This window comes from Brevundimonas sp. TWP3-1-2b1 (assembly GCF_049896165.1).
In the GTDB taxonomy this organism is placed as follows: Bacteria; Pseudomonadota; Alphaproteobacteria; order Caulobacterales; family Caulobacteraceae; genus Brevundimonas; species Brevundimonas subvibrioides_B.
On record NZ_JAFCTT010000005.1, the window covers coordinates 196,427 to 210,176 of the forward strand.

Consider the following 13,750-nt stretch of genomic DNA (forward strand, 5'->3'; position numbering starts at 1 on the left):
AGGCGTTCCGGTGCGTGACCCCGGACGCGGTCTCCCTCTCCCGGCGGGAGAGGGCTTGAGCGCCTGGGAGCGCCAGCGATCAGACTTGCGCGAAAGGGTGAGGGGTTGGCGGGTCCGTCGGCGTCAGCCGTCGCGCCGGACGGCGACCCAATTTCAGGCAGTAGCCCCTCACCCTTTCGGCTTGCGGCGCGCTTCGCTTGCCGAGCCTCAAGCCCTCTCCCGCCGGGAGAGGGTGCGGGATGCGTCAGCGGGTGGAGGCGTTCCGGTTCGTGACCCCGGACGCGGTCTCCCTCTCCCGGCGGGTGGAGGAGGATCGCATGCGATCCGACGACGGGCTTGAGCGCCTGAGAGCGCCAGCGATCAGGCTTGCGCAAAAGGGTGAGGGGTTGGCGGGTCAGTCGGCGTGAGCCGTCGCACGGGCACGGCTTGCGCCGACTTCAACGGATGCCCCTCACCCTTTCGGCTTGCGGCTCGCTTCGCTTGCCGAGCCTCAAGCCCTCTCCCGCCGGGAGAGGGTGCGGGATGCGTCAGCCGGCGGAGGCGTTCCGGTTCGTGACCCCGGACGCGGTCTCCCTCTCCCGGCGGGTGGAGGAGGATCGCATGCGATCCGACGACGGGATTGAGCGCCTGAGAGCGTCAGCGATCAGGATTGCGCGAAAGGGTGAGGGGCTGGCGGATCCGTCGGCGTCAGCCGTCGCGCCGGACGGCGACCCAATTTCAGGCAGTAGCCCCTCACCCTTTCAGCTGGCGGCGCGCTTCGCTTGCCGAGCCTCAAGCCCTCTCCCGCCGGGAGAGGGTCGCCGTTGATCCTCCCTCTCCCGAAAGGAGAGGGGTAGGGATTGAGAGGGTCACAACAAACCCAACACCCTCGCCCTGTCCCGGATCGCGTCGTCGATGCGCCATGGTTCGCCAAGCGCCGTCTCATTCGTGAAGCGCACGACCGTCCAGCCCAGCGCCTCGATCTCGGTCTGGCGGACGTCATCACGCAATACGACATCGTCGCGCTCGTGGACGCCGCCGTCGATCTCGATCACCAGGCGCAAGGCCACGCAGGCGAAGTCCACCGTAAAGCGGCCGATGTCGTGCTGGCGCCGGACCTTGATTCCCTCGACCGCACCGCCCCTCAGCCGCGACCAGACGCGCTGTTCGGCCAGGCCGGCGGATTGGCGGAGAGCAGGGGCTCGGGACATGACCGGAGATTGCACGGCATGCCCGTTGCGGGAAAAGCGTAAACTAACTTCTTCCCTTCTCCCTGCGGGAGAAGGTGGCTCGCGGAGCGAGACGGATGAGGGGTTGGCCCGTCCGTCGGCGCAAGCCGCTGCACCGACGAAGACACGGCTCACGCCGACTTCAAACGCCAGCCCCTCACCCTTTCGCCTTGCCGATCGCTACGCTCCCGGAGGCTCAAGCCCTCTCCCGCCGGGAGAGGGAGGGGCCCATACCCATCAACGGATCGTCCGAATCCGCCTTTGAAATCAACGCCCGGCTCTAACGAGAGTCCTTTTACCCATCACCCCTGCAAACGGCCTCATACTGGTCTCGTTTGCACGGAGGAGGACGGACGATGGAGGGTCGACACAGGGCGGTGACGGTCCGGACGCTGCGGACGCTTCGACCGCTTCGGACGGTGTTTTGCCGTCCGCCTTCCCCGCCCGCCGCCGACCTCTGAAACCCGAACTGACTTGACGCAGGGGTCCTCGATCCGCGATCCCCAAGCCAGAGCCCGGAGCCCCATCATGCCGATCGACCGCGTTTCCGTCCTGAAAGCCCTCGAAGCCCAGGGCGTCTGCCCGGTCTTCTACAATCCCGACCCCGAGGTGGCGCTGAACGTGATCCGGGCCTGTGCGCGCGGCGGGGCGCCGGTGATCGAGTTCACCAACCGGGGCGACTTCGCCGTCGACCTGTTCGCCGAGATCGCGAAAGAGCTGGCCCGCACCGATCCAGACATCATCCTGGGCATCGGCTCGGTGCTCGATGCGGGGACGGCGGCGATGTATCTGAACCGGGCGGCGCGGTTCGTGGTCTCGCCGGCGCTGGTGCCCGAGGTGGCCACGGTCTGTAACCGGCGGATGGTGGCTTACTTCCCCGGCTGCGGCTCGGTGCGCGACATCACCGAGGCCCACGCCCTCGGCTGCGACATCATCAAACTGTTCCCGGGTGCCAGCGTCGGCGGGCCGGACTTCGTCAAGGCGGTCCTGGGGCCCATGCCCTGGACGAAGATCATGCCGACCGGCGGCGTCGACCCCGACGCCGCCTCCATCGCCAAATGGTTCGGCGCCGGGATCGTGGCGGCGGGCATGGGCTCGAAGCTCGTCACCGACGCGGCGGTCAAGGCGGGCGACTGGGCCGGGATCGAGACCTCGGTCCGGGGCGCCGTGGATGCAGTGGCGGCGTTCCGGGCGGGTCGGTAATCCTTCTCCCTCCCCCTCGGGGGAGGGTGGCCGAGCGAAGCGAGGTCGGGTGGGGCCGGCAAGGCGAAACGACCCAAGATCGCCGCCTTGTCGCCTGGCCGCCCCCACCCCGCCGATGCTTCGCATCGCCGACCCTCCCCCAAGTGGGAGGGAGAGGCTTTTAGCTCAGCACCACGATGGCCACGCGCCGGTTCTGGGCGCGACCCTCGGCGGTGGTGTTGTCGGCGACCGGCGCCTCCTCGCCATAGGAGATGGTCGCCATCCGGTTCAGGGCGATGCCCTGACGGCTCAGCGAGCGACGCACAGCCTCGGCCCGGGCGGCGCCCAGCTCGTCGTTATAGGCCTCGGGTCCGGCGGCGTCGGTATGGCCCTGGATCTCCAGGTAGACGTTGACATTCTCGGCCTTCAGTCGGGTCGCCAGCTCGGTCAGACGGGCCTCGGCCTCGGGCGACAGGGCGTCGCGGTCGGACGGGAATTTGACGGAGTCATCCGACAGGACGACCTCGTACATGAACTTGCCCTCGGCCAGCTGCTGGGCCGCAGTGGCGCGCTGCAGGGCGTCGTTGGCGGTGCCCGCGACCTCGGTCACCCGGGCGTCGGTGGCGTCGACACGGGTGTCGACCACGGCGACCTCCTCACGCACGAAGCCGCGCGTGGCGACACAGCCGCTGAGGATCAGGCCGGCGGCGAGGACGACGCCGGTCATCAGGACGGGGCGCAGGTTGGCGCGGGGGAATGCGAGGGTCATCGAAGCGAGGGGGGACTGGATCAAGGCGATCTCCTGAGGGGCCGGTGCGCCACTTCCGAACGTCGCGCAGTTGTGATCAGGGTGGCGCCGAAAGGCCCAGGCATGACCGGCATGCGGCATGATTCCGGCACCTTGGCCGTAAGGATTGGGGCGAGGGCCGGCCGCGGGGCGGTCACGATCCTGACGCGGGCGGGTGGTCTCTGGGGGCCTGTCCGACGCCCCCGCGTCGCCTCCGCAGGCCTGCCTGTTGCCTCCAAGCCCCGAAAGCCAAACGCGAAAACCCGCCTCGGAAACCGCGGCAACGTGGAGGTCCCGACGGGCCTGGCTGCCTGGGGCAGCAGTCAGCGCGGCGCTCCACATCGGCCTTCTGCTGGCCTTCCTGACCGTCGCCCCGAGCCCGAAGATTTTTTCCGTAGAGCCGCCGCCCGAACCGATCATCGTCTCCCTGATCGCTCCCCCGCCGCCCCTGGCCGTCGCGGAACCCGACCCGCCGCCCGGCCCCGCCGAGCCGTCCCGGGCCGCCGAACCGCCCGCCCCCGCCACCCTCGCGCCGACCCCGCCGAGGCCCCGGCCGCCCGCCGCCCCGCGCACACCGCACCCGGCTCCGCCCGAGGTCGAGCCCCTGTCTGTCGCCACCGCCCCGCCGGGCCCGGCGCCCGCCCCTCCCCCCGCCGGCCTCACCGAGGCCCAGCTCGCCGGAGCGGCCACGGCTGGGTCGGGCTCGGTCGGCGGAGGGTCTGGCGAGGCCGGAGGCGGGGGCGGCTCGGGGACCGGAGCGGGCCGCTGCGACATGATCCAGCGGGTGCAGGACGCCCTGCGCGACAACCCCGGCGTGGTCGTCGCCGTCGGCCGCGCCCATCACGCCCTGCCCGCCTCCCGGCGCGCCCTGCTGGTCTGGGACGGCGACTGGGTGATGAACCCGGGCGAGGAAGGCCGCGGCCTCGCGGGCCTGCGTCAGGCCATCGCGGTGGCCATCGCCTTCGCCCCGCGCGAATGCCGCCGCCAGTCGATGCGCGGTCTGGTCCTGCTGACCCTCGCCGACGGCGCCGATGCGCCGCGTCTCGCCCTGGGTCAGGGTCAGTGGCGCTGGTCGGACCTCACCGGCGCGCGCTGAGCGGCGCGGTCTCCGGCGCCTGGAAGAAGACCGGCAGCACCACCAAAGCCACGACCGCAATCATCGCCCCAGGAACCCAGTTCGCCCCCGTCACTTCGATCAGCCACTGCGCCAGCCAAGGGGTAAAGCCTCCAAACACAGCCGTCGCCGAGGTCGCCCCGAGCGCCAGCCCCGTCAGACGACCCTCGCCCGGGAACTGCTCCGCCGTCGCCACCGCCCCGACCGCGCTCACCCCGCCCGCGACGCAGGCCAGAACCACCGCGCCCAGCAGCGCCCCGTTCTGTCCGCCCACAGCCATCAGCGAGAACATGGCGGCGGGCATGGCGGCGGCGCACAGGGCCAGGGCGATCAGCACCGGCTTCCTGCCCCAGCGGTCCGACAGCATCCCGGTCAGGGGCGTGATCAGGATCACCACCACCGCCGCGATCGTCGCCAGCCACAGCGACACGGTCTCGCTCAACCCGCCCGTCGAGGTCAGGAAGACCGGCACATAGGTGATGCCGACATAGTAGGTGATCGACCCCAGGGCCGAGATGGCGAAGGCGCGCGCAATCCCCTACCGGTGATACCTCAGGGTGTGCAGTACGGGACTGGCCGGCACGGTCCCTGCCTTCTTCTGCCGCTCGAAGTCCGGCGATTCCTGCATCGTCGAACGGGCCAGCCAGACGCTCCCGGCCAGCAGCGCCCCGACCACAAACGGGATACGCCAGCCCCAGCTGTCCAGGTCCGCCGGGCTCAGCAGGTGCGCGGTGACCGCGCACACCCCCACCGCCAGCAGCGCCCCGATCTCGCTCGCCGCCGAGGCCGAGGATGCGATCAGCCCGCGCCGGTGACGCGGCGCGCCTTCCAGCAGGTAGGCGACCACGCCCGTATATTCCCCGCCGACCGAAAACCCCATGACGCAACGGACCAGCAGCAGGGCGACGCCCGCCGCCGGTCCGATCAGGCTGTAGGTCGGCAGGGCGGCCGTGACGATCATCGCCGCCGTCATCAGGGCGACCGACAGCAGCATCGTATGACGCCGCCCGAACCGGTCGCCGATATGGCCGAACACCACCGCTCCTATCGGCCGCATCAGATAGGCCACGGCGAACCCGCCGAGCGTGATCAGGAGCGACGCCTCCCCGCCGCCGAAGAAGACCCGCGACAGGACGGTGGCCAGATAGAGATAGAGGGTGAAGTCATACCATTCGACCACGGTCGAAAAGGCCGCGATGGCCATCGATCGCCTGGTCATGGGCTGGTGGTCGAGATGGTCCGTGTCCGTCATCCGCAGCCCCCGGTGCTCACGAACCACCGTGGCCCGGACTTGCCGGAATTGAAACCGGGCGCGGCCGTGTCCAGCCGCGCCCGGTCATCTCACGCCGACCTCAAACCAGGTCGAAACGGTCCGCGTTCATCACCTTGGTCCAGGCCGCCACGAAGTCTTCCACCAACTTCCCGGCGTTGTCCGACTGGGCATAGACCTCGGCCAGGGCGCGCAGCTGGGAGTTCGACCCGAACACCAGATCGACCCGGGTCGCCGTCCACTTCGGTTGGCCGGTCGCACGGTCGCGGCCCTCGAACTGGATCTCCTCGTCCGAGGTCGCGGTCCACACCGTGCCCATGTCCAGCAGGTTGACGAAGACGTCGTTGGTCAGCTGTCCGGGGCGGCTGGTGAAGACCCCATGCTGCACGCCGTCGGTGTTGGCGTTCAACGCGCGAAGCCCACCCCACAGCACCGTCATCTCGGGCGCCGTCAGGGTCAGCAGCTGCGCCCGGTCGATCATCATCTCCTCGGCCGTCAGGCTGAACTGGCCCCGCTGATAGTTGCGGAAGGCGTCGGCCTCCGGCTCCAGCACCGAGAAGGACTCGATGTCGGTCTGGGCCTGGGAGGCGTCGGCGCGGCCGAGGATGAAGGGAACCTCGACATCATGGCCGGCCGCCCTGGCAGCCTGCTGCACCCCGACCGAGCCGGCCAGCACGATCAGGTCAGCCAGGGACACCGTCTTGGCGCCGGCGTTGAAGTCGCGCTGGATTCCTTCCAGCACGCCCAGGACCTTCGACAGCTGGGCCGGCTGGTTGACCGGCCAGTTGCGTTGCGGCTCCAGCCGGATGCGCGCGCCGTTGGCGCCGCCCCGCTTGTCCGATCCGCGGAAGGTCGAGGCCGAGGCCCAGGCCGTGGCCACCAGTTCGGTCGCGCTGAGGCCGGACGACAGGATCCGGTCCTTCAGCGCCCCGACATCCGCGGCATCGATCAGCGGCCCAACGACCGCCGGGATAGGATCCTGCCACAGCAGTTCCTCCTGCGGCACCAGCGGGCCGAGGTAGCGTTCCTTCGGCCCCATGTCGCGGTGGGTCAGTTTGAACCAGGCGCGGGCGAAGGCTTCGGTCAGCAGGGCCGGGTTGTCGTGGAAACGCCTGGAGATCGGCGCATAGATCGGGTCCTTGATCAGGGCCAGGTCGGTGGTCAGCATCATCGGCTTGACCCGCTTGCCGGCCTCGTGCGCGTCGGGCGCCAGGTCGGCGTCGTCGATGTGCTTCGGCGTCCATTGATAGGCGCCGGCCGGGCTCTTGGTCAGCTCCCAGTCATACTTGAACAGCAGGTCGAAATAGCCGTTGTCCCAGGTCGTCGGGTGGGCCGTCCAGGCCCCCTCGAGGCCTGAGGTGATGGCGTGCTTGCCCTTGCCGCTCTCCCAGGAATTCCGCCAGCCGAAGCCCTGTTCCAGGATGCCGGCGCCCTCGGGTTCGACCCCGACATGCTTGGCGTCGCCGGCGCCATGCGCCTTGCCGAAGGTGTGACCGCCGGCGATCAGCGCGACCGTCTCCTCGTCGTTCATGGCCATGCGGGCGAAGGTCTCGCGGATGTCCATGGCCGAGGCCAGCGGATCCGGCTTGCCGTTCGGACCTTCCGGGTTGACGTAGATCAGCCCCATCTGGACGGCGGCCAGCGGCTCATCCAGTTGGCGTTCGCCCTGATAGCGGTCGTCGGCCAGCCAGGTGTCCTCGGCGCCCCAGTGGATGTCCTCCGACGGCTCCCAGACGTCCTCGCGGCCGAAGCCGAAGCCGAAGGTCTTGAAGCCCATCGTCTCCATGCCGACGTCGGCGGACAGGATCATCAGGTCGGCCCAGCTGACCCGGTTGCCGTATTTCTGCTTGATCGGCCACAGGAGGCGGCGCGCCTTGTCGAGGTTGCCGTTGTCCGGCCAGGAATTCAGCGGCGCAAACCGCTGCGTCCCGGACCCCGATCCGCCGCGACCGTCGCCGGTGCGATAGGTCCCGGCCGAGTGCCAGGCCATGCGGACGAAGAACGGCCCATAGTGGCCATAGTCAGCGGGCCACCAGTCCTGGCTGTCGGTCTGGAGGGCCCGCAGGTCGGCCTTCAGCGCCTCGATGTCCAGCTTCGCGAACTCATCCCGGTATTTGAACGTCGGCGCGAACGGGCTGGTCAGCGACGAGTGCTGGGACAGGATCTTCAGGTTCAGCTGGTTCGGCCACCAGTCGCGGTTCGAGCGTCCGCCGAAGCTGGTGTGGAACTGCACGCCATGGCGCAGCGGGCATTGGGTCGTGGGCTCGACGAGGTCGCTTCCGTCCATGGGCATGGTTCTTCTCCGATCGGGTCCGAGTTGGGATCCAATGGGTAACAGACCCGGGGCGGAAACCTAAGTCGATTAAACTAATGATCAGGATCGAGGTAGCTTATGGAGAGAAAAAGGGCGGCGGGATCGCTCCCGCCGCCCTCTGCCTTCAAGGATCGAGGCGCTTACGCCGCGAGCCGCTGCAGCACGCCCGACAGCGCCGTCATCCGCGCCTTGGTCGCCGCGCTGGCGTCTTCGGGCGCCGTCGCGAGAGCGGTCGCCAGCTCACCCGCAGCGGCCTTGTCGGCCGAGCCCGAACGCCAGCCGGCGATGACCGCACGCACCCGCGCCTCGACGCCGTCCTCGATCGCATCGGTGCGCGCGAGTTGATCGACGTAGGAGGCCGCGACGTCGGGGCTGTCGACCCACTCGATCTTCGTCTGGGTCTGCGGGTTGATCTCGACGCTCATGATGGCCTCGGCCGCCGCGATCTCGGCCGCCGACAGATCATCGCTGGGAAGCAGTTTGAGCACATCCAGACCACGCGCGATCTCACTGGAGTAGATCCGGCCGTTGAGCCAGTAGGCCGACCACGACCCGCCGACGTACAGCCGTTCGGCGCTCAGCGGACCCCGGTCGAAGAAGGCGATCTCGACCGGCTTCATCGCATCGGTGAAGTCCATGATCGAGATGCCGCCCTGGTACCAGGACTGGACCATGAGGTCGCGGCCAGGGACCGGGATAATGTTGCCGTTGTGGGCCACGCAGTTCTCGGTCGCGCCCTGCGCCGACGGCAGCTTGTGGAAGCTGCGGCCGGTCAGGGTCCGGTCGGCGATCGTGGCGATCATATTGGCGCCCCAGGTCGCCGGATCCTCGGCCGTGCAACGCGCGCCGATGCCGCCGCCCCACTCGTCGGTGAAGACCACCTTGTCGCCGGCGTTGTTGAAGGTCGCCGAGTGCCAGTAGGCCATGTCGGGATCGAAGATGTCCGACGTCCGCGCCGGGTTCTCCGGGTCCGAAATGTCCAGCAGGATGCCGTTGCCGCTGCACGCGCCGCCCGCCAGGCCGATCTCCGGATAGACGGTGATGTCGTGGCACTGGTTGGTCTGGGCGGTGTTCTGGCTGGCGATGCCGGCGCGACCGCCGCGCCACAGGCCGGCGACGCGACCCGTCGTGCTGTCGGCGAAGATGCGCGGACGGTTCACCAGGGCGGCGTTCTCCGGATGGTCCAGCGGCACCTTGATCACGTCGATCGAGAACAGCGCCGTCTCGGGGTTCGTATCCGGCTGGCCGTCCGTGCAGATGTCCAGCTCGCCCGCCTTGCGCACGCTCGATGTGCCCTGGCCGTACACGTACAGCACATTGGGATCCGTCGGGTGCGGCAACAGGGTGTGGGTGTGCGAGCCGCGGCAGGTCTGGACCGCCGCGATCTGGCGCGGGGCGTTGAGGTCCGAGATGTCGAAGATGCGCACGCCGCGGAAGCGTTCGGCGCTGACCTCGCCCTCGTTGCCGCCGCCGCTGCAGTCCAGCCGCCCGCGGTTCTCCTCGACCGACATGAACAGCAGGTCGCCGTGCACCGACACATCGCCCTGGCCGCCGGGGCAGACCACCGACATCACCAGCCGGGGTGCGCCGTTCGACACGTCATAGGCGTTGAAGCCGTTGAAATTGCCGACGAACAACCGGCCGTTCGACATCGCCATGTCCGAGTTCGCCATGCCCAGGACGCTGAAGGCGTTGTTGCCCTCGGCCGCGGCCCGCATGGCGGCGCGCTCCTCGTCGGTCTTCGGCGGCGAGAACAGGGTCTCCGATGTTCCGAAGCCCGGCGCGTGCGGCGTGTGGCTTTCCAGCGCCATGCCGAGCGCCGCCTGTCCGGCGTCGTCGTATCCGGCCGACAGGCTCGAGCGCACGTCGGCGGTGATGACCTGAAGCTCGCCCGGTCCCGACGATTGCTGCGCCGCCGCGGCGGCGGCCCCCAGCAGAACGCCCAGGGCGGCGACGGTGGAAAGCATTGTCTTGCGCAGGATCATGGACATCTCTCGGGTCAGGAGTTCGGGGTTCAAAGGTCGGACAGCAGGGACTGCATGCGCAGGATCTCCGCCTGCTGGTCGGCGACGACGGCGGCGGCGAAGTCGGACAGCATCGTATCGTTCGCCGCGTCGGGCCGGGTCATCAGGTCGTCGACCATGCCGAGCGCGCCCTGATGGTGCTGGATCATGCCGGTCAGGAACAGCCGGTCGAACGCGGTCCCCCGCGCTTCGGCCAGGGTCCGCATCTGGCGCGGCGTCAGCATGCCGGCCATCGGCGCGACGTCGTCCGGATCCGGCGCGGCGGCCGCGGGGTTCATATGGGCCGAGTGATCCATGCCGCCGTGACCGGCGTGCATCCCGGCCATGTCGGTCATGGCCTCGGCCTGCCCCCGCTCGGCCAGCCAGCCGCGCATCAGCGCGATCTCGGCCTCCTGGCTCAGGGCGATGCGGCGGCCCATCAGGCCCACCGTCGGACCGGTCCCGTGCGTCTGCAGCAGTTCGACCATCTCCACCGCCTGGGCGTGGTGGACGATCATATGCTGCATGAAGCGGACGTCGTCCGCGGTGAAGGTCGTGCGCCCCAGGGCCCGCGCCGCCTCGGGCGTGACGATCCGCGAGGCCTGTCCCGGCGCGCCCGGCTGGAAGATCGGCACGGACGGGGCTGGCATGGCCTGGGCCGGCACGGGCCGGGCGGAGACCGGAGCTGCCGCCAGGGAGATCGCCAGCGCCAGAAGAATGCCAAACTCACCGCGCACGCTACACCACTCCCGCGCCGCACGTTTCGGCCACAATCCAGACTAGGCGCTGGCCGCGCCAAAGGGCAAGCCGCTTGCCGACATCGTCACGGCCAACGGTCGCCGCTCCCGTCATCCGGCCTCCGACCACCCCTCCCGTTCGATCTCGCGCAGGCGTTCGGCGTCGCGATCCTCCGCCTCCAGCCGCTCCAGCACATAGGCCAGCGCCGCCTCGTCCTGCGGCGACGGCCTGTTCCCGGCCCAGTCATCGGCCCCCGCCGCGCCCAGCCTCGCATAGGCTTCCGCCAGCCCGGCCAGAGCCTTGGCCTCGATCCACAGCCGTGACTTCATCGCCCGCCCGGACGCCAGCGTCGCCAGCCGCGCCAGGGCGATCGCGCTGGTTGCGTCGGGGTCGTCGTCCGGCGGCGGGGCGAACAGGGTGGTCAGGGCCGGCTCGACCGTCTCCCCCCGGGGCCCCAGCTTCGCGTCCCGCGCCTTCGCCGCCAGCGTCACCGACCTGGCGTGCGCCCGCGCCCGTTGGTCGCCGCAGTCCCGCTTGGTCATCTTCGCCGCGCTGACGTGGCGATAGACGGAGTTGGGAGCCACCTTCCACTTCGCGCCCAGTTGTTTCGCCGTGGCGCCGTTGGCGTACTCCTCGACGATCAGGGCCCAGGTCTCGTCCGAGAGCCGGAAATAGGTCGCAGGGGCTTCAGGAGGAGCTTTGGCCATGCCGACAGTGTGCGGCCGCCGGGAGGGCCTGCGCGGATAAAGGCTCTAAATAATCCCGGACCTTGATCCGTAAGGCGAAATCGGACGATCCGTTGATGGGTATGGCCGTCATTAGGCGCTGAAAAGGCGAGAGCGCGGATCGGTTCTGGAGTGAGCATATGCTGGCTGCTAGGCCCGCAGCGTGAAACCCCTCAACGCCCGAACCTCCGCTGCCATGGCCAAGGTCAAGCAAGCGAAGACCACTCCCGAAGAACGGGTGGCGTCAGCCCTTTGCCGGATGGGACTGTCCTATCGGCGCAACGTCAAATCCCTGCCGGGCAAGCCCGACTTCGCAAATCGATCAAAGGGCTGGGCCGTCCAGGTGCACGGGTGCTTTTGGCACCAGCACGACTGCAATCGAGGCACGATGCCGAGCCACAATCGCGACGAATGGCTCGCCAAGTTTGCGCGCAACAAAGAACGCGACCGAAGGGTAGACTCACAGCTCCAGGCACTTGGATTGAGGGTGGTGACCGTCTGGGAGTGTGAGACCAAGGACCCGGTTCAACTGAAAAACGCCCTTTCCTCCTACCTACAGTAGGTAACAGGCATTTCACCCCCAACCAGTAGATGGCATGCTGTTGACAGGGGATTTTTGTTCGCGTTTTGTTTACGCGACACCGACCGCTCACGAGAAGACCGATGACTCTACGTGTAATCGACCTGTTCAGCGGTGCCGGCGGCATGAGCCTGGGCTTCTGCGACAAAAACCTCTGCGGCGGCTTCAAGACGGTTCTTGCGCTCGACAACGACGCCGCCGCTGTCAAAACACACGAGTTGAATTTCCCGGGTCGCGCGGTTCAAGCGAACATCGAAGAGTGGCTACTTCACAACGAGGTGCCGCAGGCCGACGTCGTCATCGGCGGTCCGCCTTGCCAAGGCTTCAGCCTTCTCAACAAGAAGCGGGACGGCGACGCGCGACGTGCTCTTTGGGAGCCCTTCATCGAAATCGCCGAGCGTTCAGGCGCGCGCGTCTTCGTCATGGAGAACGTCGCCGAACTATATCGCTCGCCTGAGCGGCTATTGATCGAGGCCAAGGCCAAACAGCACGGCTTCCAGACCCAGGCCGCGATCGTCAACGCTGCCGACTTCGGCGCGCCTCAGACGCGCAAGCGCACGATCATCCTCGGTTGGCGCCAGGCTTTCAACCTGCCGAGCTTCCCGCCCCTGCCGTCGCACGCCGATCCGAAATTGAAATCCAACCTTCCTCGGTGGCGAACGGTTCGCGACGTCATCGCCGACCTGCCTGCTGCGACCATCGGCACCGAAATCGGCTCGAAGCGGACGCTGAACCTCCACTTCGGGCGCACGCCGACAGAGAAGAGCCTTCAGCGATACGCAGCCGTGCCGCCCGGCGGAAACCGGTTCGACCTACTCGCCAACCGTCCGGATATCACGCCGGACTGCTGGGTGCGCAAGACCAGCGGCGGCACGGACCTTTTTGGGCGCCTGTGGTGGGACCGACCGTCTGTCACCATCCGCACTGAGTTCTACAAACCCGAAAAGGGGCGTTATCTGCACCCGGAAGCCAACCGCCCAATTAGTCACCGCGAAGCCGCCCGGCTCATGGGCTTCCCTGACGACTTCAAATTTTATGGAACGAAGGTTCAGGTCGCGCGCCAGATCGGCAATGCCGTGCCGCCACACTTGGCGGGGGCGCTGGCCAAGGTCGTTTCAGCCATCTTGGTTGAACAGTCCCTGGCCGCCTAAAGACGACCCTACTCGCCGAATTTTCGGCTACACCCGATGGAATGAGCAAGCTCACTCCGTCAGCGGTCGGCCCAGACCACGTCGATTATGACGTCCTAAAGCTGATCGCCGATGCGATTGCTGTTGCGACGCGCAAACGGCCGCGAGAGGCGTTTTCTCTTCTGACGCTTGAAGCGATTGAGTTCGTCCTCGATCCAGTAAGGACGGGAAGAACGACTCTGTCCGAGCTCGACAACGTCGAAAAGACGTTCATCGGCTTGAAGATCGAACACTTCCTCAGGGACATGCTCGATGCTCCGAAGGGCGTAAGAGACCTCGTTATCGCTGGCTATGACGTGGATGTAAAAAACACGGTCAGCACGCCCTGGGCTTGGATGATCCCACCGGAAACCTTCCGAAACGAAGAGCCGGTTGTCCTGATTGCGGCAAATGAAACCGAACGTAAGGCTTGGATGGGCCTCATGATAGCTCGTGATAGCTATCTCGGAAAACCGAACAGAGACGGGAAAAGAGGCATCCTCACTCCCGCCTATGCCAATATTCTTTGGATCGCTCCAGATGACGTGACCCCCTGAAACTCCTCCAGGAATAGCTAGAGTCCGCCCCTCGAAAGGACGGACAGAATGAAGCGATCGAGATTTACGGAAGAGCAGATCATCGGGATCCTGCGCGAGCAGG

At 67.8% G+C, this 13,750-nt stretch carries 11 protein-coding genes and 1 pseudogene; 5 read left to right on the forward strand and 7 right to left on the reverse strand.

Going from position 1 to position 13,750, the window contains the following annotated elements; all coding sequences use genetic code 11:
• Window positions 1-848 precede the first annotated feature (848 nt).
• Window positions 849-1,190 carry an endonuclease domain-containing protein gene (locus ACP7AB_RS06990; protein ID WP_425988947.1) on the reverse strand — a complete coding sequence of 114 codons (342 nt, stop codon included), beginning with the start codon at window positions 1,188-1,190 and terminating at the stop codon, window positions 849-851.
• A 546-nt stretch (window positions 1,191-1,736) separates the two neighbouring features.
• Between ACP7AB_RS06990 and ACP7AB_RS06995 the strand changes: the two genes are divergently transcribed.
• Window positions 1,737-2,411, forward strand: a complete 675-nt coding sequence (locus ACP7AB_RS06995; RefSeq protein ID WP_425988949.1) for a bifunctional 4-hydroxy-2-oxoglutarate aldolase/2-dehydro-3-deoxy-phosphogluconate aldolase — start codon at window positions 1,737-1,739, stop codon at window positions 2,409-2,411.
• Window positions 2,412-2,571: 160 nt separating this feature from the next.
• Here the strand turns inward: ACP7AB_RS06995 and ACP7AB_RS07000 are convergent, their stop codons facing one another.
• On the reverse strand, window positions 2,572-3,159 hold the full coding sequence (locus ACP7AB_RS07000; protein WP_425988985.1) for an OmpA family protein: 588 nt from the start codon (window positions 3,157-3,159) through the stop codon (window positions 2,572-2,574).
• Between the two features lie 247 nt (window positions 3,160-3,406).
• On the opposite strand from ACP7AB_RS07000, the gene ACP7AB_RS07005 reads away from it, so the two are divergent.
• A complete protein-coding gene (locus ACP7AB_RS07005; RefSeq protein ID WP_425988952.1) occupies window positions 3,407-4,273 on the forward strand; it encodes a hypothetical protein in 867 nt (288 codons plus the stop codon).
• On the opposite strand, the pseudogene ACP7AB_RS07010 reads toward ACP7AB_RS07005, so the two are convergent.
• From ACP7AB_RS07010 to ACP7AB_RS07030, 5 genes and pseudogenes are all read right to left on the reverse strand, one after another.
• Window positions 4,257-5,543: pseudogene (locus tag ACP7AB_RS07010) on the reverse strand (MFS transporter). The gene ACP7AB_RS07005 and the pseudogene ACP7AB_RS07010 overlap by 17 nt on opposite strands.
• A 100-nt stretch (window positions 5,544-5,643) precedes the next feature.
• A complete protein-coding gene (gene katG / locus ACP7AB_RS07015) occupies window positions 5,644-7,848 on the reverse strand; it encodes a catalase/peroxidase HPI (protein WP_425988987.1) in 2,205 nt (734 codons plus the stop codon).
• 167 nt (window positions 7,849-8,015) lie between these two features.
• Window positions 8,016-9,860, reverse strand: a complete 1,845-nt coding sequence (locus ACP7AB_RS07020; protein WP_425988954.1) for an LVIVD repeat-containing protein — start codon at window positions 9,858-9,860, stop codon at window positions 8,016-8,018.
• 29 nt (window positions 9,861-9,889) lie between these two features.
• A complete protein-coding gene (locus ACP7AB_RS07025; RefSeq protein WP_425988957.1) occupies window positions 9,890-10,615 on the reverse strand; it encodes a DUF305 domain-containing protein in 726 nt (241 codons plus the stop codon).
• Window positions 10,616-10,726: 111 nt separating this feature from the next.
• A complete protein-coding gene (locus ACP7AB_RS07030) occupies window positions 10,727-11,323 on the reverse strand; it encodes a hypothetical protein (protein WP_425988960.1) in 597 nt (198 codons plus the stop codon).
• Window positions 11,324-11,504: 181 nt separating this feature from the next.
• Here ACP7AB_RS07030 and ACP7AB_RS07035 point away from each other — a divergent pair, with 181 nt between their 5' ends.
• The 3 genes from ACP7AB_RS07035 to ACP7AB_RS07045 all read left to right on the forward strand — a co-directional run bounded on the left by ACP7AB_RS07035 (window position 11,505) and on the right by ACP7AB_RS07045 (window position 13,647).
• Window positions 11,505-11,903: a very short patch repair endonuclease gene (locus tag ACP7AB_RS07035; protein WP_425988963.1), complete on the forward strand. Its 399-nt coding sequence runs from the start codon at window positions 11,505-11,507 to the stop codon at window positions 11,901-11,903.
• A gap of 101 nt (window positions 11,904-12,004) precedes the next feature.
• The gene (locus ACP7AB_RS07040; protein WP_425988966.1) at window positions 12,005-13,072 is read left to right on the forward strand and encodes a DNA cytosine methyltransferase; all 1,068 of its coding nucleotides are present in this window, start codon (window positions 12,005-12,007) and stop codon (window positions 13,070-13,072) included.
• Between the two features lie 41 nt (window positions 13,073-13,113).
• Window positions 13,114-13,647 (forward strand): NaeI family type II restriction endonuclease, encoded by a 534-nt coding sequence (locus ACP7AB_RS07045; RefSeq protein ID WP_425988969.1) that lies wholly within the window; start codon window positions 13,114-13,116, stop codon window positions 13,645-13,647.
• The last annotated feature ends 103 nt before the right edge of the window (window positions 13,648-13,750 follow it).

Coding starts and splice junctions, on each gene's coding strand:
- ACP7AB_RS07040 (WP_425988966.1), top strand. CDS start 12,005: ATGACTCTACGTGTAATCGACCTGTTCAGCGGTGCCGGCGGCATGAGC.
- ACP7AB_RS06990 (WP_425988947.1), bottom strand. CDS start 1,190: ATGTCCCGAGCCCCTGCTCTCCGCCAATCCGCCGGCCTGGCCGAACAG.
- ACP7AB_RS06995 (WP_425988949.1), top strand. CDS start 1,737: ATGCCGATCGACCGCGTTTCCGTCCTGAAAGCCCTCGAAGCCCAGGGC.
- ACP7AB_RS07020 (WP_425988954.1), bottom strand. CDS start 9,860: ATGATCCTGCGCAAGACAATGCTTTCCACCGTCGCCGCCCTGGGCGTT.
- ACP7AB_RS07030 (WP_425988960.1), bottom strand. CDS start 11,323: ATGGCCAAAGCTCCTCCTGAAGCCCCTGCGACCTATTTCCGGCTCTCG.
- ACP7AB_RS07000 (WP_425988985.1), bottom strand. CDS start 3,159: ATGACCCTCGCATTCCCCCGCGCCAACCTGCGCCCCGTCCTGATGACC.
- katG (WP_425988987.1), bottom strand. CDS start 7,848: ATGGACGGAAGCGACCTCGTCGAGCCCACGACCCAATGCCCGCTGCGC.
- ACP7AB_RS07045 (WP_425988969.1), top strand. CDS start 13,114: ATGAGCAAGCTCACTCCGTCAGCGGTCGGCCCAGACCACGTCGATTAT.